General features: G+C 71.4%; 19 protein-coding genes and 1 pseudogene. 8 read left to right on the top strand and 12 right to left on the bottom strand.

The window, feature by feature from the left end; genetic code table 11:
- The first annotated feature begins 63 nt into the window (after nt 1-63).
- From BLW84_RS36840 to BLW84_RS36815, 6 genes are all read left to right on the top strand, one after another.
- Nucleotides 64-768, top strand: a complete 705-nt coding sequence (locus BLW84_RS36840) for a response regulator (RefSeq protein WP_093275394.1) — start codon at nt 64-66, stop codon at nt 766-768.
- Nucleotides 765-2,198, top strand: a complete 1,434-nt coding sequence (locus tag BLW84_RS36835) for a sensor histidine kinase (protein WP_245761645.1) — start codon at nt 765-767, stop codon at nt 2,196-2,198. The genes BLW84_RS36840 and BLW84_RS36835 overlap by 4 nt, the downstream gene beginning before the upstream one ends.
- Nucleotides 2,195-2,680, top strand: coding sequence for a hypothetical protein (locus BLW84_RS36830; RefSeq protein ID WP_093275392.1), 486 nt, complete (start codon nt 2,195-2,197; stop codon nt 2,678-2,680). Before BLW84_RS36835 ends, BLW84_RS36830 begins: the two co-directional genes overlap by 4 nt.
- A 231-nt stretch (nt 2,681-2,911) precedes the next feature.
- On the top strand, nt 2,912-3,394 hold the full coding sequence (locus BLW84_RS36825) for a GNAT family N-acetyltransferase (RefSeq protein WP_093275389.1): 483 nt from the start codon (nt 2,912-2,914) through the stop codon (nt 3,392-3,394).
- A 39-nt stretch (nt 3,395-3,433) separates the two neighbouring features.
- Nucleotides 3,434-4,069: a hypothetical protein gene (locus BLW84_RS36820; RefSeq protein ID WP_093275387.1), complete on the top strand. Its 636-nt coding sequence runs from the start codon at nt 3,434-3,436 to the stop codon at nt 4,067-4,069.
- Nucleotides 4,070-4,077: 8 nt separating this feature from the next.
- Nucleotides 4,078-4,731, top strand: a complete 654-nt coding sequence (locus tag BLW84_RS36815) for an RES family NAD+ phosphorylase (protein ID WP_177226887.1) — start codon at nt 4,078-4,080, stop codon at nt 4,729-4,731.
- Nucleotides 4,732-5,097: 366 nt separating this feature from the next.
- On the opposite strand, the gene BLW84_RS36810 is transcribed toward BLW84_RS36815, so the two are convergent.
- The 12 genes from BLW84_RS36810 to BLW84_RS36760 all read right to left on the bottom strand — a co-directional run bounded on the left by BLW84_RS36810 (nt 5,098) and on the right by BLW84_RS36760 (nt 20,752).
- Nucleotides 5,098-6,210 carry an oxygenase MpaB family protein gene (locus tag BLW84_RS36810; protein WP_093275382.1) on the bottom strand — a complete coding sequence of 371 codons (1,113 nt, stop codon included), beginning with the start codon at nt 6,208-6,210 and terminating at the stop codon, nt 5,098-5,100.
- Nucleotides 6,211-6,355: 145 nt separating this feature from the next.
- Nucleotides 6,356-6,967, bottom strand: coding sequence for an Rv1733c family protein (locus BLW84_RS36805; protein WP_093275380.1), 612 nt, complete (start codon nt 6,965-6,967; stop codon nt 6,356-6,358).
- Nucleotides 6,968-7,383: 416 nt separating this feature from the next.
- Nucleotides 7,384-8,004, bottom strand: a complete 621-nt coding sequence (locus tag BLW84_RS36800) for a vWA domain-containing protein (RefSeq protein WP_093275378.1) — start codon at nt 8,002-8,004, stop codon at nt 7,384-7,386.
- A gap of 13 nt (nt 8,005-8,017) precedes the next feature.
- Nucleotides 8,018-9,520 (bottom strand): Hsp70 family protein, encoded by a 1,503-nt coding sequence (locus BLW84_RS36795; protein WP_093275376.1) that lies wholly within the window; start codon nt 9,518-9,520, stop codon nt 8,018-8,020.
- A complete protein-coding gene (locus BLW84_RS47985; RefSeq protein ID WP_177226886.1) occupies nt 9,513-9,653 on the bottom strand; it encodes a hypothetical protein in 141 nt (46 codons plus the stop codon). The genes BLW84_RS36795 and BLW84_RS47985 overlap by 8 nt, the downstream gene beginning before the upstream one ends.
- Nucleotides 9,650-11,233, bottom strand: a complete 1,584-nt coding sequence (locus BLW84_RS36790) for a TRAFAC clade GTPase domain-containing protein (protein ID WP_093275373.1) — start codon at nt 11,231-11,233, stop codon at nt 9,650-9,652. Before BLW84_RS36790 ends, BLW84_RS47985 begins: the two co-directional genes overlap by 4 nt.
- Nucleotides 11,233-13,635, bottom strand: coding sequence for a GTPase-associated protein 1-related protein (locus tag BLW84_RS36785; RefSeq protein ID WP_093275372.1), 2,403 nt, complete (start codon nt 13,633-13,635; stop codon nt 11,233-11,235). Before BLW84_RS36785 ends, BLW84_RS36790 begins: the two co-directional genes overlap by 1 nt.
- Complete coding sequence (locus BLW84_RS36780; protein WP_093275369.1) at nt 13,632-14,822, bottom strand: zinc ribbon domain-containing protein; 1,191 nt, start codon at nt 14,820-14,822, stop codon at nt 13,632-13,634. The genes BLW84_RS36785 and BLW84_RS36780 overlap by 4 nt, the downstream gene beginning before the upstream one ends.
- A gap of 172 nt (nt 14,823-14,994) precedes the next feature.
- Entirely contained in the window at nt 14,995-17,355 is a 2,361-nt protein-coding gene (locus tag BLW84_RS36775; RefSeq protein WP_093275367.1) for a SaeA-related protein, read from the bottom strand.
- Nucleotides 17,356-17,578: 223 nt separating this feature from the next.
- Nucleotides 17,579-19,234 carry an Hsp70 family protein gene (locus BLW84_RS36770; RefSeq protein ID WP_093275365.1) on the bottom strand — a complete coding sequence of 552 codons (1,656 nt, stop codon included), beginning with the start codon at nt 19,232-19,234 and terminating at the stop codon, nt 17,579-17,581.
- Complete coding sequence (grpE, locus tag BLW84_RS36765; protein ID WP_245761644.1) at nt 19,227-19,952, bottom strand: nucleotide exchange factor GrpE; 726 nt, start codon at nt 19,950-19,952, stop codon at nt 19,227-19,229. The genes BLW84_RS36770 and grpE overlap by 8 nt, the downstream gene beginning before the upstream one ends.
- 248 nt (nt 19,953-20,200) lie before the next feature.
- A complete protein-coding gene (locus BLW84_RS36760; protein ID WP_093275363.1) occupies nt 20,201-20,752 on the bottom strand; it encodes a snapalysin family zinc-dependent metalloprotease in 552 nt (183 codons plus the stop codon).
- Nucleotides 20,753-20,969: 217 nt separating this feature from the next.
- Between BLW84_RS36760 and BLW84_RS36755 the strand changes: the two are divergent.
- Nucleotides 20,970-21,705: pseudogene (locus tag BLW84_RS36755) on the top strand (PIG-L deacetylase family protein).
- Between the two features lie 92 nt (nt 21,706-21,797).
- A partial coding sequence (locus tag BLW84_RS36750; protein ID WP_218157619.1) for a DUF4158 domain-containing protein occupies nt 21,798-22,396 on the top strand: 599 nt, incomplete at its 3' end.

Below are 22,396 nucleotides of genomic sequence, written 5' to 3'. Positions count from 1 at the left end.
CAGCGTCGCGACGCGATGTCGGCGTCAGGCCTGGGTCATGTCATGGTTTCGCTACAGAACCACATGGGTGCCGCGGTGGAGATCCATAATCGGCCGGTGCCGAATGTGCTGCTGATAGAGGACGACCCGGCCGTCCGGGCGGGGCTGTGCCTGGGCCTTCGCCGGCACGGACACGTGGTGGAGCCGGCGCCGGACGGGGAAGGTGGCCTGCGGCTGCTGGGCGCCGCGGACATCGTGGTGCTGGACGTCATGCTGCCCGGGATCGACGGTTTCGAGGTGTGCCGCCGGATCCGGGCCGCTGGCAACCTGCCGATCATCATGCTCACCGCCCGCGGCGATGACATCGACGTGGTCAGCGGCCTGGAGGCGGGCGCCGACGACTACGTGGTCAAACCGGTGCAGGCCCGGGTGCTGGACGCGCGGATCAAGGCGGTGCTGCGCCGCAACGGCGGTGGCGCGGACCAGGATCGGGAGCGGCACGGCGACCTCGTGATCGACCGCGCCGCGCTGGAGGTGTCGAAGGCGGGCAAGCCGGTCGCGTTGACGCCGACCGAACTGCGGTTGCTGCTGGAGCTGTCGAGGGTGCCAGGCCACGTGCTCAGCCGCCAGCAGCTGCTGAACCTGGTGTGGGAGCACGAATTCCTGGGCGATTCGCGGCTGGTCGACGCCTGCGTGCAGCGGGTGCGCATGAAGATCGAGGAGGTGCCGGGCTCTCCCGTCTACATCCGGACCGTGCGCGGTTTCGGCTACCGGTTCGGCCCCCTGTGATCGGGCGCCTACTCGGCAAGGCGCGGGGCATCCGGCCGCGGATGGTCCTGATCGTCACGTTCGTCGCGCTGCTGGCGACGGTCGCGGCGACCGGGGCGAACTACGTCTCGGCCCGCCGCACCGTGCTCGCCACGACGCAGGACCACTTCATGCAGCAGCTGCGCGACGACGTCGACCGACTGGCCCCGGACCTCCGGCTGCCCCTCGACCAGGCCGCCCTCGACGAGCTCGCCGGCCGGCTCGGCAGGCACACCGTCGTCGTCCAAGGGAACCTGACCGCGGAGAACGCGGAGAACGCGGAGAACGCGATCTACCTGGATCTGGAGATCCCGGCCGATCTGCGGGCGACGGTGCGAGACGGTTCGCGGATCGTATTCCAGCGGGTCGAGGCCCGCCACACTGTCATGCTCGTCGTCGGCATGCCCGTGCTGACCACCGACGAGCACTTCCAGCGCCACCCGTCCGGGCTGGAGGTGTACGGCTGGTTCCCGCTCTACGACCAGCAGCGGCAGATCCAGGAGTTCGCGACGAACGGCTGGCTGACCGGTGCCGTCGCGGTGCCGTTCGCGGTGATCGTCGCCTGGCTCGCCGCCAGCGCGGTGCTCCGGCCGGTGCGCCGGCTGCGCGATGGCGCCCGCAGCCTCGCCCGCGGCGACCTGACGACGCGGCTGCCCGCCCGCGGCTCGGACGAACTCGCCGAGCTGGCGCGGACTTTCAACGACAGCGCGGCCAGCCTGGAGGCTTCGGTCGGCGAGCTCCGGCGGATGGAGGCCGACTCCCGGAGGTTCGTTGCCGACGTGTCGCACGAGCTGCGCACTCCGCTGGCCGCGATGACGGCGGTCAACGAGGTGCTCGACGAGGACGGCGCGGGGCTTCCCGGCGACGCCGGCACCGCCGCCCGATTGATCAGCTCGGAGACGAAGAAGCTCGCGCGGCTGGTGGACGACCTGATCGAGATCTCCCGGTTCGATTCCGGCACCGCGCGGCTCGACCGGCAGGAAACCGACCTCGGGGAGCTGATCACCGGGACGCTGCGCACCCGCCAGTGGGGCGACCGGGTGGAGACGGACCTGCCGTCGGGGATCGTCGCCGAGGTCGATGGCAGGCGGGTGGACGTGATCGTGGCGAACCTGGTGGGCAACGCGCTCCGGCACGGCGGGCCGCCCGTGCGGGTGCGCCTGCGCAGCGCCGGCGGACAGGCCGTCGTCGAGGTCACCGACAACGGCCCGGGACTGCCGGAAGCCGTGCTGCCGCACGTTTTCGCGCGGTTCTACAAGGCCGACGCGGCGCGCACCCGGTCGGAGGGCAGCGGGCTCGGGCTGTCGATCGCGATGAAGAACGCGGCGTTGCACGGCGGCATCATCGAGGCGGGCAACCAGCCCGGCGGTGGTGCGAAGTTCACGCTGCGGTTGCCCCTGGAGGTCTCGTGAAACGTATCGCCTTGGCGGCCGTGCTGCTGGTGCTCGCCGGTTGCGGCGTGCAGCCGACGGACGTGGTGCTCGCCGGGAAAGCGCCGGACGGCATCGCGCGGGGGCCGGTGCTGTACTTCGTGACCGGCGAGCCCGGCCAGGTCAGGCCGACGATCCGGGAAACCGGCCGGCTCGGCACCGTGACCGAGGCGCTCCGCCTGCTCGCCGCCGGGCTCACCCCCGCCGAAGGCGCGGCCGGATTCCGCACGGAACTGCCGTTCCTCACGACCGAGCAGGTGTCGGCCGGCACCCCGGACGGCGGGATCGTGACCGTGCAGCTCCCGGTGCCGCCGAGCACGTTGTCCGCTCTCGCATCGACGCAGCTGGTCTGCACGGCCGTCGGGATCAGCGCGATGGCCGGGGCGAACGCCCAGAAGCTCATGGTGCAGCTCAGCGGTTCGGGCGAGGTCGGGAAACCGGTGCTCTGCCCGGCCAACGGCTAGGCCGCGCCCAAAGCCCGACGACAGGGCCTGGTTCGAAACTCGTTCCCCACGCCGTTTTCGCGCGAAACCGCCATTCCCCGTGCGGCCAGACGCCGTTTTCGCGCGAAACCGCCATTCCCCGTGCGGCCAGACGCCGTTTTCGCGCGAAATCGCCGCCCCACGCACCTGCGCCGCCTCGGCGGCGCGGGCCTGCCCTGCCGCATCCGGAACAGCCTCTATAGCCTCGCGTTCATGGCGGACTGGGAGCTTCGGGACTCTTCGGCGGCGGACGTCGAGGCGGTGGCCGAACTGCGGGCCGTGGTGCTCCGAACGGATCTCCAGCGGCTCGGCCGGTACGACGAGCAGCGCGTGCGGCAGCGGCTGCGGGACGGGTTCGAGCCGGGGCACACCTGGGTGATCGAAGTGGGCGGCGCGTTCGCCGGCTGCGTGGCGCTGCGGCCGGCCGAAAGCGCCTGCTGGCTGGAGCACTTCTACCTGGCCCCGGACGTGCAGGGCAGGGGCATCGGATCTGCCGTGCTGGGCAGCCTGCTGGAACGGTGCGACCGGGAGGGCGCCACGGTCCGGCTGAACGTGCTGCAGGGCAGCCCGGCCCGAAAGCTGTACGAGCGGCACGGTTTCGCGGTCGAGACCGAGGATGCCGTGGACGTCTTCATGGTGCGCGCCCCGGTTTCGGCCGCGCCCGGTTCCGGCGATCCCGATCTTGGTGTTGACTGAACCGCGGACACCGGACGCTCACCGGACAGGAGGTCGACGTTGAGTCAGCAGCGAATGCTGGACGCGCTGGCGACCGCGTGGGACGACGTCGCCGACCGGCTCGACCCCGAAACGTTCACCAGGCTGGTCGCGCTGGTCGCCGAGATGCAGGGCGCGGCGGATTCGGAGACCTCCGCGCTGATCGCCGAGGACATCGCCTCGCTGCTCGGGGACGTGCTGCCGGTGACGCACCCGGTGCGCCGGGCGCTCGCCGAACCCGTGTCGCGGTTCCGCCGTCCTGAGGTGGACTGGCAGCGGTTGAGCACGGACCTGGGCGACCGGCTGGCGGATTCCGCGCCGCGCGCCGACCTGGACCGGCTGCGTGCGGCGGATTCGCTGGACGCGCACCAGGTTTCGGCTGGCGGCGGCGACCCGGCCGACCCGGACCTGATCCGGCTGCCGGGCGCCGACGGCCCCGCCCGGTGGCCCGCGTTCCAGTTCGATGCCGCGGGGGCGCCGCGCGAGTTGGTGCGCACTGTGAACCGGTACCTGCGCGCCGCCGACGACCCGTGGGGAGCCGCGGACTGGTGGCTCGGGATCAACGACTGGTTGGGCGGGGTGCCTGCCGAGCTGATCGGCCAGGTCACCGACCAGGCGTTGATCGACGCCGTACGCGAAGACTCGGCGGAGGTGTGACCATGCCGATGGCCACCCCACCGCTGGAGTTCGAGGCCACCCCGACCCGGTACGTGCTGCCCGCCGACACCACGCTGTTCCGGCTGCACGACCGCACGCGGCATGCGGCCGAGTTCAAGCCCGCCCAGGCCGGCAACGCGCCGGGCGGCCGGTTCGACGGCACGTCGGAGGACCCGTTCCCCAGCTACTACGCCGGATTGCACGTGACGACGGCGCTGGCGGAGGTCCTGCTGCGCAACCTGGGCTTCGGCTACAACGGGCAGCGGCTGATCCGCCGGGCGCAGATCGCCGAGCGACGGCTCAGCGCCGTCCGCACCGCCCGCGAGCTGACCCTGGTCAGCCTGCTGACCGGGCCGGATCTGGCCGCGGTGGCGCAGGATTCCTGGCTCGTCGACACCGAGGGCAAGGATGCCTACGAGCGCACCCGCGACTGGGCGGCGTGGATCCGGACGCAGGCGGAGTGGGCGGACGGGCTGATCTGGCCGTCAAAGCGGGACACCGGGAATCCGGCCCTGGTGCTGTTCGGCGACCGCTGCGGAGCGGACGGCCTGGACGGCGAAGAACCGGAGCTGCAGATCGACCTGGACACGCCGATCGGCGAAGCCTGGCTGGCCAAGATGCTCGCCCCCTACCACGCAGCGGTAGCCCCCAAACCGAACTGACACACCGGCAACCACAAGCCTGCGGGGCGCCGTCAAAAGGAACGAGCGAACGGCCCGTTCACCTCACCTACCGAGGCGAACAGGCCGTCCGCGAATTGGGGAGTTCGGTAGGGCGGGTCGTTGTCTCTGAAGCGGCCAAGCCACTTAGCCCACCCACGCAACTCGCACCGCCGCGCGTTCACGGTGCCCACCCCTCCGGGGTTCTCCCAGCGAGGACAGCCCCAACGTGGTGAATTGGCATTAATGAGGTCGGGGATCCCACAGCGAGAAAGCCGCAGCAACTCCCGCAAGGGCCGCCACTCGCACCGCCACGCAGAACGACCTGGAAACAGGCTCCATGGCAATCCAAGACGCTCAGGCCAGCGGTCAGGAAGGTTCCGTCAGGCCTGTGGGGACCTGCCATTCGTAGCGTCGGCCCTTGTTCGTCATACGCAGCCCTTCCTTGAGCGCCACCCGACCGAACTCGCTGGCGAGCTTTCCGGCCAATGGCACCTTGTCGCCGGTCTTGCCGTAGCCGAAGCTCAGGCCGGACTGCAGCTGGATCCCCAGGGACGTCCAGTCCGCGGGCGGCACCGCGAGGATGTCGGCGGTCCGGTCACCGGCCAGGTGGCGCATCAGGCTCGGCCCCACGCCGGCGAAGGCCGGGCCCGGGAGCACTTCGCGGATGAAGTCCAGCAGGGCCTTGGTCATTTCCCTCCCGGCTTCAGAAGGGGCCTGCTGCCGCTCGAGGATCCGGTCCTTGAGCACCACCGCGGAATCGAAGTCGGACGGGTTGAGCCGCTCGTCGACGCCCAGGACGTGGCCGATGACGCGCCAGATGTGGAAGAAGTCGTCCCGGTCTCGGGCGGGCAGTTCCACGCCCAGCCGCTGCAGGCCGAGCGGGATCACGACGGCGAAGCTCAGCAACGTCCCGGCGAGGTCTTCCTGGTTGATCGGGATGCCACCGTTGTTGTCCCAATCACCCAGGCTGGAGACGTGGTAGCGCATGGTCGCGTGCAGCAGGCGGATCTTCTGCGCGGATCGCACGCCCCGGCCGTCGGCGCCGAGCCCGCCTTCGTCGAGCACGTCGACCACGAACTGCGAGGTCTCCACCAGTCGCCGGTAGACCTGCCCGGTGAGCCGCTGCGACCGGTGCAGGACCTGCACGCCGTTGGCACAGGCGTAGCAGAGCGGGAGCGATCCGCACAGCAAAGTCGAGAGCACGTGCGGCTCGTAGCGGCCCAGCAGATCGTTGCCGCGCTCCATCCGGGCCGGATCCGCCCAGTCCGGCAGCACCGAGGACCGGTCGAAGTAGTCCCGCAGCTTCGGCGGCAGGCCGTCGGGTATCGCCTGCTCGTTCCGGCCGAACCCGAGCAGCGCCTGTCTGACCGGTTCCGCCTGCCCCGCCGCGTAAACCTCGGCGATGGCGTCGTCGGCTCCCGGGTCACCGGCACCGCGCATCCGGTCCAGCAGGTCATCGGTCCAACGGACATCCGGCATCTCGAACTCCCGTCACGTGCCGCCCGGCCCGACCTGCTGCCGGGCCGTTGCTCACACGCGGGGTCCTACCGGCAACCCGAGGAGGGCGCGCCCCACAACACCTGATCCAGCGACCGGAAGCCACCGGGGGCGGGGACGCGGGAGTTCAGCGCTGGGACCAGGTTCCGCCGTGTTGGAGGAATGCCCATTCGCGTTCCCAGGCTCGCATGCACATGCGGCGGGCCAGGTGCTGGGTTCCCGCGATCAGGGCGATGCAGGCCAGCTCGATCACCAGCAGCACCAGCAGGGCGGCGAAGATCGCCGACGCCGTGATCGCTCCTCCGTCGGCCGGGGCCGGTACCCGGTTGCCCGCCTGGTCGACCCACACCGTCACGGTGTCGCCCGGCGAGCTGTCGGCCGGGACCTGGACCGTCGCGTTCTGCGTCCGGCCCAGCCCGGCGCGCCACTCGACGACTGCGGTCGAGCTCAGGGCGTCCTGGCTGTAGGTCTCGGAGACCGGGACGCTGAGTGCGGGGCGGGTGGTCAGCACCGCTTCCACCGGCCGCGTGGTCTCCGCCGCCGTCGTCGCACGCTGTGTGAGGTCGGCGTGCAGGGACGCGCCGAACAAGCCCGACGCGGGGATCGCGATCAGGGCGACCATGAGCAGCAGTACCGAGATGCCCGCCGCGAGCCGATCGATGGGCCTGCGCAACGGGTTCCGGTTCACCCCCAGTGCGTTGACCAACCACGCTGCGTGCGCTTTCAGCGCCGCGACCATCGCCGACCTCCCGACATCCGGTGCACCAATGAGCCGCGAACGACCGTCGTCTTGTTTCGCTTCGATGGTTGTGCGCAGCATCCGCCAATACGAGTATCCTCCCCACCTGCCCCATCGTTATCACAACGTGACCAGACATACACCAACGGTGTAACAGATCACGTTATTCACAATCCGCAATCTCACCGACCGGGATACGCAAGTCGGACTTTTGGCGCACGGGAATTCAATTCCGGCAATTCGAACCGGACGCGGCAGGTGCTCGGTGGTCCCGCGACCGGCGGCCGCGGGACCACCGGGTCAGCCCTGCGTCCTCAGTGGACGGAAGAAGGCGCGCAACTCCTCCGCCGCCGAAGGCGCCGAACCGCCGGTAACCCAGGGTGCCGGTCATCAGCTCGTGCCAGAACGCGCACCGCTCACCGGCCGCGACGTGCCGACAGGCCGGTGGCCATCGAGGCGATGCCCGCCGCGACACCCGCTGCGTCGTCGATCCGCTGGTCGGCGTCCGGAATCCCGGGGCAGGCCAGCTCCGCGAGCGAATCCGCGGCGGTGGGCCCGAGGCCGCGGACGACGATGCGGATGCCCATCGCGCAGGCCTTCCGCGCCAGCTCACGAGCCTTCGCGTGATCTCCCAGCGCCCCGTCGCTGAAGATGCAGATCACGCGGTCGCCCGGGTACTTCGGCAGCACCTCGATGCCGAGCCGCAGCGCGTGCGACAACAGGGTGCCGCGCCACGCCTTCGCCTCCCGGAGCGCGGAAATCACGTCGTCCAGCCGGGCCTCCGGCGGCACGTACTGCTGCACGGCATCGGACCAGAGCACCAGCCCGCACTTGTAGTGCGCGCCGTCGGCTTCGGCGAGGAACCGCTCGCCGCCTGCGATGGCCTGCTCCAGCCGTTGCCCCTGCATCGATGCGCTCACGTCGATGCACAGCAGGACGTGCCCGCCGTACCGCTCCTGCAGCCTGGGCAGGTAGGCGCCCGGCGGCGACTGCGTCAACCCGATTCCGCCGAAGTCCCGGCGAACCCACGAACTCATCGCTCCCCCGAACTCAACACCGCACGGTCAGCCCGGCGATCGTCTCGGCCAGCCGCTCGGTCGCCGCGCCGTCCACCACACCGTCCACATAGGCCTCCAGCTCCAGCGCCGCGCCGCCGAGCGGCTCCCGCGCGGTCACCGCGAGCAGGCCGTCCGCGCTGACGCGCAACGTCAGCTCGATCACCGATCCGGCAGGCAGCGGCGGCAGCCCGCCGAACTCGCCGTCCAGCACCCGGCGGTTGTGCTCGACCTCCGCCGAAGGCACGTCGCCTGCCTGCTCGAACACCTGGATGCGGACCGACCGCTGCCGGTTCACGATGGTGGCGAACCGGGCCGTAGCGGTGGCGGGCAGCGGATCGTTGCGGTGCACGAGGTGTTCGACGAAGCTCCGCAGCGCTTCGTCGTGACTGTCCTCGACCAGCACGCCGAAGCTGCGCGGCACCACCACCGCCGACGCGCCGGCCTGCGCCGTGGCGAGCCGGTGCGCGCGCACCGCGGCCCCTGACACGACGGCCAGATCGGGATCGACGATCTTCGGCGCCCGGCCGAGATGTGCTTGCAGCGCGGCGCGAATCATCGGTGCCTTCGTGGCGCCGCCGACCAGCAGCACGTCGTCGATCCGCGACACGCCCTTCGCCGCCGCAGCGGCCAGCACCCGGTCAACGATCAGCAGGGTGCGCTGCACCAGGTCCGCGCCGAAGCCCTCCAGCGTCGCCCGGTCGATCTGGAAGCTCGCCGCGTCGCCGCCGCAGCGGAGCTTCACCCGGCGGCTGGTGACCGTGCTCAGCTGGCGTTTGAGGTGCTCGGTGACGTCCTGGAGCTGTTGCCGGAACTCCTCGTCGTCCGGGTCCGCGTCCGGGTGTTCACGAGCGAACTCCGCCGCCAGGTGCTCGGCGATGCGCTCGTTCCAGTCGGCACCGCCGAGCCTGCTGTCGCCGTCGGTGGCCACCACGTGCACCCCGTCGTCGGCGACCCGCAGCACGGTCGTGTCGAAGGTGCCGCCGCCGAGGTCGTAGACGAGCGCGGAGCCGGGCGCCGCCTGGGCGGAGTAGTGCAGCGCGGCCGCGACCGGTTCGCTCAGCACCTCCAGCACGTCGATGCCGGCCAGCCGCGCCGCCTGCAAGGTGGCTTCGCGCTCCCGGATCCCGAAGTACGCCGGAACCGTGATCACCGCGCGGACAGTCCCATGTGGACCGAAGCGGGCGACGGCGTCGTCGACGAGGCTGCGCAGGATCAGCGCCGACACCGATTCCGGCGTGTGCCGCGCGCCGTGGAACAGCAGCTCGAACTCGGTGCCCATCCGGCGCTTGATCAGCTCGACGGTGTTCTCCGGGTCGAGGTTCTCCCGCGCCGCCGCCCCGACCACGGCCGTGTCGGCGGACGCGAAGTGCACCACCGACGGCGTGGTGAGCTCGCCGAGCCGGTTGCGCACCACCTCGACCTCACCGTCCACGATGGACGCGACGGCGGAGTAGGTGGTGCCCAGGTCGATGCCGAGCACCAGGCCGTCAGTCATTGCCGGACACCACGGTCGTGAAGTCGGTGCAGCTGACCGCCGAACTCAGGATCATGAGCACCATCCCGATCGCGAGGACCGCGATCAGCAGCCAGCGGTACGCCCGGTAGTTCGCCGGGGGTCGGATGGTCATACGGCCTCCGTGGTCGGCTTCTCGTCGCGGCCGAGGGCGAAGCCGCCGCGGCCCATCAGCCAGCGGAAGGGCGCCGCCGGGGTGAGCCGGTGTCCCGGCCTGGTCCCGGTCACCGAGGACACCACGAAGTAGCGCACCTCGGCGAAGTCCCGCTCCGCGGCCAGCACCAGGTTGTCCAGGCCCGCGGTGTTCAGCCACTCCCGCACCGCCCCGGCGCACAGGTCCGCGGCCCACGGCAGGTCGGTCAGCAGGTCCGCCTTGACCACCGTGACCGCCAGGGCCCGGCGCTCGGTCTGCACCCCGAAATCGCGCAGCCGCCGGGCCGTCACCTGGTAGACCTGATCGGGGTCGCCGCTGGCCGGATGTGCTTGCGCCAGGCGGGATTCCAGCGCGCCGCCGAGCTGGTCGCGCACCCAGCCGATGGCGAACGGGTCGACCACCAGCACCAGTCCCCCGGCGTGGTCGAGGAACTCCAGCTCGCTGTTGTCGTCCCGGTCGAGGTAGAACTCGCCGGCCGCGTCGAAGAGGTGCACCAGCGCCTGGTCGCGGGCCTTCGCCGAGCCGCCGCGGGTGAACCGCACCGTGATCGCCGCGGGCAGCTGCCCGGCCGGCGTCTTCGTGGTGTCGCTACCGGTGGTGATCAGCTGCTCGCCGTGTTCGAAGGCCTGTTTGCTGGCGCCGTCGACGAAGTCGAGCACGACGCCTTCGGCGGCGGCCCGGTCCCGCAGGGTGACCAGGCCCGCGTGCACGAGCCGCGTCTTGCCCGCCGACACCGGCCCGAACACCGGCACCCGGATGTCGGTGACCGCGCCCGATCCGCCCCGCAGCGGCCGGTCGCAGCGCTGGCACAACGCCTCCAGCCGCTTGGACGCCCGCAGCACGGTCGTCGGCAGCTTCGCGCCGCACCCGCAGGTGCGCGAAGCCGCGCCCAGCGCGCCGGGCCGGATGTCGTGGTGCACCACCTGGCAGCCGTCGCAGCGGTACGCGGGAACGGCCATCACGTGGTAGCAGACCGGGCAGCTGCCGCTGGCCTTCCGCAGCCGCCGCACGACGAAGTCGTAGCCGCGCAGCAGCCCGACCAGCGAACCCCGGCCGAGCCAGCCGATGCCGAGCACGACGGCCCCGATCACCAGCACTTCCGCCGCGCCGAGCAGGGAGCCCAGCGTGACGCCCGACCAGATCAGGACGGTCAGGCCGATGCTCGCGAAGCGGAGCTTGCTGCCGGTGCCGTAGCTGAAGCCCCACTGCCAGCCGCGCACGATGAAGCCGAAGCCGTTGTGCCAGGCCGCGACGAGGTCGCGGCGCCACTGCGCGGCGAGGTAGCCCGGCCAGGCCCAGTCGTGCGGGAACGGCCCCTTGGGCTTGCGCAGCCCGGCGGTGCCGTTGACCACGTCGTTCGGCGTCACCAGCTGCGCCTGCGCGGTGCCGCGCCCCGCCAGCACCAGGCACGTCGAGACGAACGCCCACGAGCTGCCGAACACCACGAACAGCGGGAACAGCCAGGCCAGGATCCCGATCACCACCGTGGCCAGCCACAAGCCGAGGCACAGCACCAGGAGGGCCCCGATCACATAGGGCATTACTTCTCCCGTCTGCCGAACAACCGGCGCGCGAACTCGCGGGTGCGGGCCGGTTTGGGCTTCTGCTGCGCGAACTCCTTCAGCCAGTCGTGCCAGCCCGCGGCGTACTCGGCCGCCACACCACGCAGCACCTTGCTGACCCGCCGGTAGTCGGTCGGCTTGTGCTGGCCCGCCCAGCGCTCCAAGGCCTTGTCGAACGCCGTCCGCACCTGCTCCGAGGCGGCGTCCTCCCAGCCCGTCAGGAACGCCAGCACGACCGCGTGGTCGCGCCGCGACTGCGCGGCCTGCTCGTCGCTCCACACCGCGGGCAGCGCGTGCACCAGCATCTGCTGGAGCTGGTCGCCGCCGCGCACGGTCACGTCGAGCGCGGCCGGCAGGTCCATGTCGAGCAGCACGGCGATGATCTGGTCCGCACGGGCGGTGAACACCGACTCCGAGATGTCCTTCAGCGTCACGGCATCGGCTTCGGCGCCCTTGCGGGCGAAGTTGCTCAGCCAGGACCGCAGCCGGCCGTCGCCCTCCCACAGCTTGCGCAGGTCGTCCCGGTCGCCGAGGTGATGTCCCAGCATCCGCAGGACGTCCAGGTAGCGGCCGGACACCTTGGACTTCTCCAGCACCGTGAACGCCCGCTGCGCCAGGGAATCCGAGACGGCCGTCGACGGCAGCGCGGTGAGGAAGTCCTTGAGTTCGGCCATGGTGGGCGCGGAGTTCCGGTACAGCGCCTCCCACACCGCTTCGCCGGTGCCCGGCCGGTCCGGCGCGCGCAGCTGCTCGCGGAACCGGGCGGTGGTCTCCTGCCGCACCGAGCCGCCGGAGGCCACCGCGGCGGCGGCGACCGCCGCGTCCAGCGGCATGAACGGATCGCTGATCGTCGGCGCCAGCAGCCGCCACCAGCGGGCGTCGATCGCCTCGGCGACCTCGGCGGCGCCGAGGCCCGCCAGGCGGCGGGCCAGCACGTCGCGCAGCAGGTCGATCAGCTCCGGCCCGCACGTCCAGCGCGCCGGGTCGACGCCCGCGTGCGGGTGCTCCGCCCACCACTCGACGAACCGCCCGGCAGCCCCGGCGAACCGGCCCACTCGGGGCCGCACGCCGAACCTGGTCGCGGTCCGCAGCAGCAGGTCCATCCGCTCCGGGGCGACGGCGCCGGCGGCCGCCTCGACCAGGATGCAGGCCTCCTCCACCTCGTCCGGGCTCCACGGCCGCGGCGACAGCGGGGCCCGGGAATCGGCCGGGGTGCCGCGCACGATCTCGTCGATCTCGCCGCGCAGCAACGCGATCCGCACCCGGCCGGCCTGCGCCGCGTTCGCCTCGGCCAGCTTCGCCAGCACCGGCAGCGCGGGCGAGGAGGCCAACACCGCGTCCAGCACCGGTTCGATGACGTCCGATGTGGACACCGGTGGCGGGGACACCAGCCAATCCGCCAGCGCCATCGCGGAATCCTGCCCGGACACGGCCTCGTCGAGCATCAGCACCCCGGCGGCCAGCCGCTCCGCCGTGCCCGGCCGCCGGTCGTCGCGGTTGCGGGCGAACTGGTGCGACAGCTCGATGGCGTCGACCACGTCGTAGGGGTCGGCGCCGAGGAAGCGCGGCACCCAGTGCCGGGCGGCGGCGGTCGGCTCGTCCTTCCGGCGTTCCCCGGTGACCAGGTTGAACACCACGTAGTCGGAGTTGCGGTCCGGATCGGCCAGCGACCCGGCCCAGTCCGGGTGCACCGCCAGCACCTCGTGGCGGCTGTACTGCGGGTTGGTGGCGAACACCCGGAAACCCACCCGCAGCGCCCGCTCCTGGGGCAGCAGGAGCGTTCCGGCCGCGATCCAGCGCACCGCGGTCTCGGCGTCCTCGCTGACGAACACCACCCGCGACGCGTCCTCGCCGTGCAGCCGGTCCATCGCGGAATGCACTGCGAGCAGCCAGGATTCGCCGTCCTGCCGGCTCAGCACCCAGTCCCGCAACGCCTCGACGCCCAGCGGCCCTGCCTCGGGTTCCGCCGACACCGCCGCGCATTCGGTGCTCTCCGCGGGCTCCTCGACCCACCACGGCGCGGCCCACAGCTGCGCGGGCCGGATCGGCCCGTACAGGTGCGGATCGGCGGTGGCCAGCGCGTGGGTGAACTGGTTGCCCTCCCGCACCCCACCGGTCTCGGCGCCCAGGTAGATCCCGCGGGCCGTCGCGTAGACGCCGTCGTGCACGTGCACCAGCGACGGCGGGTACTGCGAGACCTCGCGCTTCTCGCGCATCCAGCCCACCGGGGCCTCGTAGAGCGCCGAGCGCTGCACCGCGGTCATCATCTCGTCCGTGGTGCCCGGCGAGACGGCCTGGAACTGGAAGCCCGCGCCGCCGCGCAGGCCCTGGCCCGGCCGGCAGTCGGTGTAGTACAGCGACTGGAACTCGCGCCCGCTCATCCTCGGCTCCGTTCGATGATCCGGAAGTGGCTGAGCAGCCACAGCAGTGGTTCGTCCACGCGGAACGGCCGGACCCCGGCCGGGTCGATCTGCTTGCGGCCATAGTCCGGTTCCGCGCCGAGCGAGGAAACCGCGAAATAGCGGAACGTCTGGTAGTGAGCGCGCAGGTGCCCGTCGATGTCGTCGGCACCAAGGTCGGCCAGCAGCGCCCGCAGGTGCTCGTCGGTGTCCTGGCCGCCCGCCTCGTCGTACTGCGGGCCGGTGGCCGGCGGCCGGAGCAGCGGGTGGTTCTCGCCGAGCATCCCGAAGAACGCGTCGATCTTGGAGAACACCACGGCGATCGGGGTCTCGACCTTCCTGCGGTCGCTGAGCCCGACGCTGGTGCGCAGCATCTCGGTGACCCGGGTGAGCACGTTGATCGGCGGCTCGGTCCCCTGGCGGCTGGCGTCGGGCACCGCGATCCGGTCCGCCGCGCCCGGCAGCTGGAACGGGTCGAGCAGCACGATCAGCCCGTCCGCGGCGGTCAGGTACGCCTGGCTGTTGACGAATTCCTGAGTCGTCATGTCCTCGCCGGCGGCGTCGTAGAACGACAGCGTCGTGGTGTTGTGCACCTCGCGGCCGAACTGGACGCGCGGCTGCCGCCACTGCATGACGAGCGGGACGCGGATGCCATCGGCGGAACCGGCGGTCGACTCGAACAGCGACCGGTCGTCGAACAGGGCGTGCTCGTAGTCCGCCAGCCACTGCGCGGTGCCGACCCCGGCCTGCTCGCCTGCGAAGGAGATGTCGGCGCCGAAGCGGCGCCGGATGTTGTTCCGCAGCTCGTGCACCAACACCGTGGTGTAGACGGTCTTCCCGGCGTCCTTGCCGCCCACCACCCCGATCAGCGGGCTGCGGCCCTCGGCGAAGTTGGCGGGCAGCGGCGTGTGGCACACCGGGCATGCGCGGATGCCGCTGACCGTGCCGCAGTCCGGGCATGGTGCCCTGCGCGGCGTGCGCCCGAACCGCGACTGTGCGGGCGCGAAGGTCGGCCAGGACGCGGGCGCGTAGCCGGTGAGCCGCTGCCGCTCGGCGTCGACGGCCTTGCGGCACTTCTCGCGGCCGGGCGCGGGCCGGCCAGTGCACTGGAACCGCAGGCTGCCCGCGGGGAACCGGTGGTAGCAGTAGGGACAAGCGACCTTGGCCATCAGCAGCCCCTCCCAGGCTTCGGAGCAGTGTCCCGGCGGTGCGCGGGCCGTGCGTACTTTGTGCTGCTATAGCGACACAAAGTACGCACGGCCCCATGACCAGCGGAACCGTGGATCTGTGCCGGCTTCCGTGGTAATCGGCACTGTTTCGGCGTCGCGTCGGGGATGGGCATCAGGACACCTTCAGCTGGGAGATCGGCGGGTCGATCAGCTGGACGCCGGGGGCGTTGACGAAGCACCGCAGCCAGTAGGGCTTGCGGCGCGGCAGCTCGACGGTCAGCTCCAGCGGATCGCCGAGGTCGTGGACGTCGCGGTGCACGACCTGGCCGTCGTCGGGCTTGAGCGGCATGACGCGCCCGGGCGCGACGACCACCAGCACCGTGCAGTGCGGGACGGGCTGGTCGGCGGTCACCACGATGCGCGCGGTGCTCGTGCCGAAGAGCCGGTTCTGCCGTTCGATCCGGTAGCTGACCTGCGGTGGCGCCCCGGGCAGCACCAGCGCGACGGGGTCGGACCGGCTTTCGCCGTTGTCGGCGGACGCGATCGCGGACACCTGCACGCGCACGTCGCCCGGTCCGGCGTCGATCCGGCAGCCGCCGCCGGCCTGGTACTGCTGCCGGGTCAGCCGCACCCGCCCGGCCTCCGCGTCGGCCGCCGGATCAGCCCAGGTCACCTCGGCCATCCGGACGCCGCCCGGCCACACCCAGGACAGCACCAGCTCGCGGCCGAAGCGGCGCGCATCGAGCGAGGTGACCGGCGGCAGCGTCGCGGCCACCCGGGCGGTGTGCCGCACCGGCACGGTCTCGGCGGCGACCTCGCTGCCGTCCGGGCGGCGGTAGCGAGCGGTCAGCAGGTAGGTGTAGTCGCCGTCGACGTCCACAGTGGAGTCGCGAAAGGCGGTGCTGCCGTTGGCGGGAACGACGACGTCGTCGGATTCCCCGTCCCGGCGCCGCCGCACGTCGACGCCGACGACGTCCCGGTGGACGACCCAACTGCCCTCGACCGCCCCGGTGCGAACGGCCAGCCGGGCCTTGTGCACGGGAGGCACGACGTCGACCACCGCCCCGGCGGGCCGCGACCACGCACCGCCCGCCCCGGCGGCGAAAACCGCGTACCCGACGCTCCCGCCCGCCGCCACGGCGGCGTCCACGACCACCGTCTCCGCGCCTTCGGCGACCACGTCGCCGTCGTCGGCGTCGCCGGGCGTCCGCCCGGCTCGCCGCACCACCCGGTACCGGGTGGCGTCGTCGTGGTCGGGCTTCGCCCGCCACGACACCCGCACCCCGACGCCTTCCGGCTGCGCCGTCACGGCGTCGACCGGGCTCAGCGGGATACGCCGCAGCTCCGCCGCTATCGCGTCGTCGTCGGCGGCGAGCCGCGCGGCTTCGCCGAGCTGGCGCCTGGCTTCGGCTTCGGCTCCGCTGCGCAGCGCGCGGTCCGCCGCTTCGCGGAGGTCCCGCACCTGCTGCGCGTGCCGGTCGACGGCCGCTTTCGCGGCCGCGGCCTCGTCGGTGTCAGTGATCGCGGCCAGGGTTTGCTGGGCGGCGATGAGGTTTCCGGCGGCGAGGAGTTCGGTGACCTTCTGCAGGCCGGTGACCGCTGGCGCGGCGGAGCCGGTTTCGCTGAGCACGCTGATCACCGCCAGCCGTGCTTCGTCCGCGTCCAGGCTGCTGCGGCCGAGCACCCGCAGCAGCGCGCCGGCCGGTGCGCCGTTCTCACGGAGCCGTCGCACGTCGTCGAGCAGGTGGTAGAGCGCGAGCAGCCGGAGGTCTGCGCCTTCCTTACCCGCGGCGGTGTTGAGCAGGCCGAGCGCTTCGCGGGCGGGCTGGTTGCCGGAGCGCCGGTTCTCCCGCTCGATCGCCTGCTGAACGGCTTTGGCGGTGAGTCCGGCGGGTTTGGGCGGGCTGCTCTCGAAGTCAGCCAGGAGCTTGTAGCTGTCGAGCTTTCCGTGCAGGAGCTCGGGAATCCCGGTGATCTCGGCATCGCCCAGCAGTGCTTTCAGGCGGCGGAAGAGGGTGTCGGGCAGCCCGCTGGTCTTCGGCAGTTCCGTCGGCGGCGCGGTCCGCACCCCGGCCTTGGTCAGGGCCCGGTCGACCTCGGCGGGCGCCAGCTGGCCGAACGTCTCGCGCATCGCCTCCAGCTGGCCGGGCGTGATCAGGCCGAGTTCGCCGAAGTTCGCCTTCAGCATCACGACGAGTTCGTCGACCTGCGCCTGGCTGGCGCCGGCCCTGGCGTCGTTGCGGCTGCGCCACCAGGACATGCTGGACATCTCGTTGCCGGGCGCGCGCCGCAGCTCCTCGTCCTCGCGCAGGAAGGCCTTGTAGACGCTGGTGGTGAAGCTGGACTTCGCGGTGGACTGGGCGCTCTTGTTCCAGTGCGAGCGGATCTGGGTGAGCCGCTGCGCCAGCTCCGCGTCCGAGAAGCCCGGCTCGACCGCGTACCTGGTCAGCAGGTCGTCGGGTAATCGGCCGCTGCGCCCCCGCAGCGGCCGGACCACCTCGCGCTCGTAGACCTTGGGATCGAAGGGTTGCATCGGAGCCCGTCTCTGACCTCTGGTCGATCTTTGTCTTTGAAGCGGCGCAGCCGCTTAGCCCACCTACGCAACTTGCACCGCCGCAGGTTCTCAGGGGTCTTCTCGCGAAGACAGCCCCGACGTGGTGAATTGGCATTCATGATGTCGGGGATCCCACAGCGAGAAGACCCCTGAGGTTCCGCCACCCGCACCGCTATGCAGAACGAGCCTGGAAACAGGCACTTCAGCCGGAGACCGTGATCCCGGCGACCACCTTCTTGGCCTCCGCGACCTCCTCGTCGCTGCGGACGCTCACCCGGACCTTGATGTCCAGGGATTGCCCGGTGGACGGTTCGGTGGCGGTCAGCTCCAGCAGGCCCTCGTCGTCGACGGTCATCCGGATGTTCACCGGCGATCCGACCGGCAGCGGCGGCAGCCCGTCGATGAGGCCCTTGCCCTCGTTGATCGGCTTGTTCTCGGCGAGGTCCGGCCCGGCGACCACGCCGGACTGCTCGAACAGCTCGATCATCACCCCGGTCTGGCCCTCTTCGACGGTGGCCGCCTCCAGGACCCGCTCCGCGGTGGGCAGCGAGTCGTTGGCGTGCACGAGGTGCTTGACGAAGTGCTGCGTCGGCTTCTGGTGCCAGTCCGGGTCGCTGGTGTCCACCAGCTTCACGCCGAAGGCCTTGGGCAGCACGTTGCGGGTCTTCTTGGCGGCGAGGTTCTCCAGCGCCTTGACCGAAATACCGGTCTGCTGAGCCACGTTCTGCACGGCCTCGGCGACGCCGGTGGCACCCTGCCCGGCGGCGTCGGTCATCTCGCGGTGCACCACGCGGCCCAGCGCGTACAGCGCGGCGCCCTTGGCCACCGCCAGGTCCGGGTCGTGCAGCTTCGGCTCCCAGCCGAAGTCCGCGCGCAGCCGCTCGGCGACCGCCGGCATCTTCGTCGACCCGCCGACCAGCAGCACGTCGTCGATCTGCGCGCCGGGCTGCTTCTCCTGCAGCGTCGCCAGGGTGCGCTTGAGGATGTCGACGGTCTTGTCCAGCAGGTCCTGGGTTTCGGCCTCGAACTGCGCGCGGGTCACCTCGACGCGCGCGCTGACGCCGGCGCCGCGCAGCGCCACCGCCCGGGATTCCGCCTTGGAGAGCTGCTTCTTGGTGTCCTCGGCGGTGGTCGCCAGCGACTGCAGGAACTCCTCGTCGTCCTCGACCTCGGTGCCTTCCGGCGCCTGCTCCAGGAACTTCGCCAGCAGGTGGTTGCGCAGCCGCAGGTCCCAGTCCGCGCCGCCGAGGTGGTCGTCGCCGTCGGTGCAGACCACCACGATCTCGTCCTTCGACACCCGGATCACCGTGGTGTCGAAGGTGCCGCCACCGAGGTCGTAGACGAGGATCGTCTTGTCCTCGGCGTCGGTGGTCGCCTCGTAGTGCAGCGCCGCGGCCACCGGCTCGGGCACGATGCCGATCACGTCCAGCCCGGCGATCTGCCCGGCGTTCTTGGTCGCGCTGCGCTCCAGCATGCCGAAGTAGGCGGGCACGGTGATCACGGCGCGGCTCGCCTCGCCGCCGGTGTGCGCGGCCGCGTCCTGGGCGAGCTGCTTGAGGATCAGCGCTGAGATCGATTCCGGCGTGTAGGTGGTGCCGTCGAACTCGAACTCGGCATCGCTGCCCATCTGCCGCTTGATCAGCGACACCACCCGGTCCGGGTCGATGATCGCGGAGTTCTTGGCCACCGAACCGACGACCACGTTGGACGCGTTCTCGAAGAACACCACCGAGGGCGTGGTCTCGCTGCTGTCGGTGTTGCGGCAGACGGTCGGGCGGCCGGTCTCGTCGACGTACGAGATGGCCGAGTAGGTGGTGCCCAGGTCGATGCCGAACACCTTCAGGTCGCTGTCAGACATCTGCGCTCATCCCCTCTGCTCGCGGGTCGTTCTCGGTGGCGGGCGCGGTTTCGGCGCTCCAGCGGTACACGTGCACCCGCGCGGGGACGGTCACGCGATCGGTCGTGGTGTCCAGGTATCCGTCGGAGACGACGGCGGCGATCCGCTCGTGCCGGCCGGGGTCGTCGGCCGGGAGGACCTTGATGGCGCGATGCTCGCGCGCCGAGAACTCGGCGCCGATCTCGGGCCGGATCGGCGCGCTGCCGCAGCGTTCCAGGGCCTGTTCCGCGCTCAGCGCAAAGGATTCGAGGAGGTCCGCGACCTGTTGCCGGCCAAGCTCCGCAGGCAGCGTGCGGGCCTGGTGCAGCAGGTCCTTGCGAAGGTTCTGCAGGTCCGTGGTGATCGGGCGCAGCACGAGGTTCTGCTCCCCGGCGCGCAGCCGCTCCACCTCGCCGTGCAGCTTGTCGATGACGCGCTCGCGGGCGGCGGCTCGCTCGTGGTGCTCGCGAACCTGCTCGGTGAGCGCCGCAACAGCCTCGGTCAGCGGCGTGAGCGGGTCCGGCTCGGGTAACGGCTCGGCGGATTCCGCAAGCGGCTCAACCGGTTCCGGCGCCTGGTCCGCCTCCGGTGCCGCTGGTTCGGGTACGCCGACGACCGCGTCGACCGGCTCCCCGGTGTCCGCCCGCCGGTCGCCATGCCCTGGCTCGTCGCGCATGAACTCGCCCGCCTCGCTGCTCACCGCTGCCGCGGAGTGACCAGTAGATGATCACCAAGCCTAGTATTCTCCCGCACCGTTCAAGCGGGATTCGCGGACTTTGACGGCAGCACGGCGGAAGCGGTTCCCGGCGGCGATTGCTCCGAACCGGTGAGTCACGACCCGTGAGCACTTTGTGCTGTTATAGCGGCACAAAGTGCTCACGGCTGGTGACCAGCGGAAATGAAGTGGGTGGCGGCGCATCGGGGCGCGGACCGCCGCCACCCGCGCACTCACCGGGTGGCGAGCACGTCCTCGCGGAACACCTGCGGCGCGATCAGCACGCCACCGGCGAAGTTCCGCTCGACCTCGGCGATCTCGTCCGGGTTCGGCTTGGGGTTGTCGCAGTCCGGCCCGGCGCTGGCGCCCGACATCAGGTCCTCGCACAGCCCGGTCCGGTCGTCCGGCAGGCCGAGGATGTGCCCGAGCTCGTGCGCCGCGATGCGGATGGTGTCGTGACCCTCGTTCACGGCCTGGCGCCCCATCCAGACCCGGCCCTTGCCGAGCCCGATCACCTCGGCGCGCGGCCAGCCGTCGTCGGCGAGCACCACCACGTCGGCGGCGCCGCCGGAGGCCGGTTCCAGCCGGACGTTCTGCACGTTCTCGTTCCAGACCTGCGCACCGGCGTCCACTGCATCGCGGAATTCGGCCGCCTGGCTGGCGTCGTAGGTGACGACCCGGACGTTCTCCGGGACCGCCGCGCCGGCCGCGGCCGGGACGACGAGTGCGACCAGGAATGCGATGAGCAAACCGACGACGGGTCTTATCGTTCGGGGCAGGTTCATCTGCGGACCTCCTAAACGAACCGGATCACGGTGCCCTCGAACGTATTGCCCCCACCAGCGCCGCACGGTCTCCTGGCGTAGATGTGCCACAACGCGAATTTCCCGGAATAGCGCCGACCGGTTGCTTTTCCCGCGAAATACCGGAAATTGCGTGGCCGCCGGATCTGCGCAACAGCAGAATGAACTAGCGCCACCGGAACTTTGGGAGGACAACGAGATGACCGGCGAACTCAGGCCCATGCCGCAGGACTGGCAGCGCGCGCTGGCCATCGTCGCGCACCCCGACGACCTCGAGTACGGCTGCGCGGGCGCGGTGGCCGCCTGGACCGCGAGCGGCCGGGAGGTCTCCTACCTGCTGGTGACGCGCGGCGAGGCGGGCATCGACGGGGTCGCCCCGGAGCAGGCGGCGCCGCTGCGCGAAGCCGAGCAGATCGCCGGCGCCGCCGAGGTGGGCGTGCATTCGGTGGAGTTCCTCGACCACCGCGACGGCGTGATCGAGTACGGCCTGGCGCTGCGCCGGGACCTGGCGCAGCGCCATCCGCGAGCACCGGCCGGGGCTGGTGATCACGCTCAACCACCACGACAGCTGGGGGCCGGGCAGCTGGAACAGCGCCGACCACCGGGCGGTGGGCCGGGCGGCGCTGGACGCGGTGGCGGACGCCGGGAACCGCTGGATCTTCCCGGATCTCGTCGATCACGGCTACGAACCGTGGGCGGGGGTGCGCTGGGTCGCGGTGGCCGGTTCGCCTTACCCGACGCACGCCGTGGACATCACCGACACCCTGGACCGGGCGGTGGCGTCGCTGGCGGCGCACCGCACCTACCTGGAGGCGCTGAGCGACGAGCCGGCCGAGCAGCACGCCCGGAGCTTCCTGGAGGAAGCGGCCCGCGAGCACGCCGACCGCTTCGGCGGCCGCACATGCGCCGCGTTCGAGCTGATCGGCGAGGCCTGATGGGGTCCCCGTAGTACTCAGGAAATTTCGGGCGGATATGCCTGAGTAAGCTTCTGAGCTGGGGATCTTCGGGGTGCTGGCTGGAGGCGTGGGTGGCGCAGGTGTTCGCGGACGAGGAGTTGGAGCGCCTGCGGGGCTTCCCGGAGATCGGCCGGGACGAGCTGTTCCGGTTCTTCACCCTCACCCCTGCGGACGTCGCCTTCGTGGACCCGGGTCGGGGCCGAGGTCCGGCGGACCGACTGGGCCTTGCGGTGGCGCTGTGCACGCTGCCGTGGCTGGGATTCGTGCCGGACAAGGTGTCTACCGCACCGCCGGTAGCGGTGGCCCGGCTGGCCGACCAGTTGGGTATCGACCCCGTCGAGCTGCGGTCCTACGGCCGGCGGGCGAAGACCCGCACCGAGCACCTGCGGCTGGCCGCGCAGTACCTGGGTTGGCACCCGCTGTCGACGCTGGAGCTCAAGGAGCTCGACGAGTTCCTGCTTGCGCAAGCGATGGAGCACGACTCGCCCACGCTGCTGTACGGCCGAGCAGAAGATGCGCGACGCGCTGACCGAGCGCGGGAAGTCCGGAGAGGACCGCCAGGCCCTGCTCGACGAACTCCTGGACATCATCTTCGACCTGGGGCTCGACGACGAGCGGATCGGCGGGTTGATCCGGGGCGAGCGGATCGGGTGGCCCCGCCTACGGTCAG

It is taken from the genome of Saccharopolyspora shandongensis, assembly GCF_900106995.1.
Classification (GTDB): domain Bacteria; phylum Actinomycetota; class Actinomycetes; order Mycobacteriales; family Pseudonocardiaceae; genus Saccharopolyspora; species Saccharopolyspora shandongensis.
Note: the sequence above shows the minus strand (reverse complement) of the source record. Positions and strands in the feature narration are given on the sequence as shown.

Coding starts and splice junctions, on each gene's coding strand:
- BLW84_RS36800 (WP_093275378.1), bottom strand. CDS start 8,004: ATGAGTTCGTGGGTTCGCCGGGACTTCGGCGGAATCGGGTTGACGCAG.
- BLW84_RS36840 (WP_093275394.1), top strand. CDS start 64: ATGGGTGCCGCGGTGGAGATCCATAATCGGCCGGTGCCGAATGTGCTG.
- BLW84_RS36805 (WP_093275380.1), bottom strand. CDS start 6,967: ATGGTCGCGGCGCTGAAAGCGCACGCAGCGTGGTTGGTCAACGCACTG.
- BLW84_RS36810 (WP_093275382.1), bottom strand. CDS start 6,210: ATGCCGGATGTCCGTTGGACCGATGACCTGCTGGACCGGATGCGCGGT.
- BLW84_RS47985 (WP_177226886.1), bottom strand. CDS start 9,653: ATGACCATCCGACCCCCGGCGAACTACCGGGCGTACCGCTGGCTGCTG.
- BLW84_RS36815 (WP_177226887.1), top strand. CDS start 4,078: ATGGCCACCCCACCGCTGGAGTTCGAGGCCACCCCGACCCGGTACGTG.
- BLW84_RS36825 (WP_093275389.1), top strand. CDS start 2,912: ATGGCGGACTGGGAGCTTCGGGACTCTTCGGCGGCGGACGTCGAGGCG.
- BLW84_RS36790 (WP_093275373.1), bottom strand. CDS start 11,233: ATGCCCTATGTGATCGGGGCCCTCCTGGTGCTGTGCCTCGGCTTGTGG.
- BLW84_RS36795 (WP_093275376.1), bottom strand. CDS start 9,520: ATGACTGACGGCCTGGTGCTCGGCATCGACCTGGGCACCACCTACTCC.
- BLW84_RS36760 (WP_093275363.1), bottom strand. CDS start 20,752: ATGAACCTGCCCCGAACGATAAGACCCGTCGTCGGTTTGCTCATCGCA.
- BLW84_RS36785 (WP_093275372.1), bottom strand. CDS start 13,635: ATGAGCGGGCGCGAGTTCCAGTCGCTGTACTACACCGACTGCCGGCCG.
- BLW84_RS36780 (WP_093275369.1), bottom strand. CDS start 14,822: ATGGCCAAGGTCGCTTGTCCCTACTGCTACCACCGGTTCCCCGCGGGC.
- BLW84_RS36770 (WP_093275365.1), bottom strand. CDS start 19,234: ATGTCTGACAGCGACCTGAAGGTGTTCGGCATCGACCTGGGCACCACC.
- BLW84_RS36775 (WP_093275367.1), bottom strand. CDS start 17,355: ATGCAACCCTTCGATCCCAAGGTCTACGAGCGCGAGGTGGTCCGGCCG.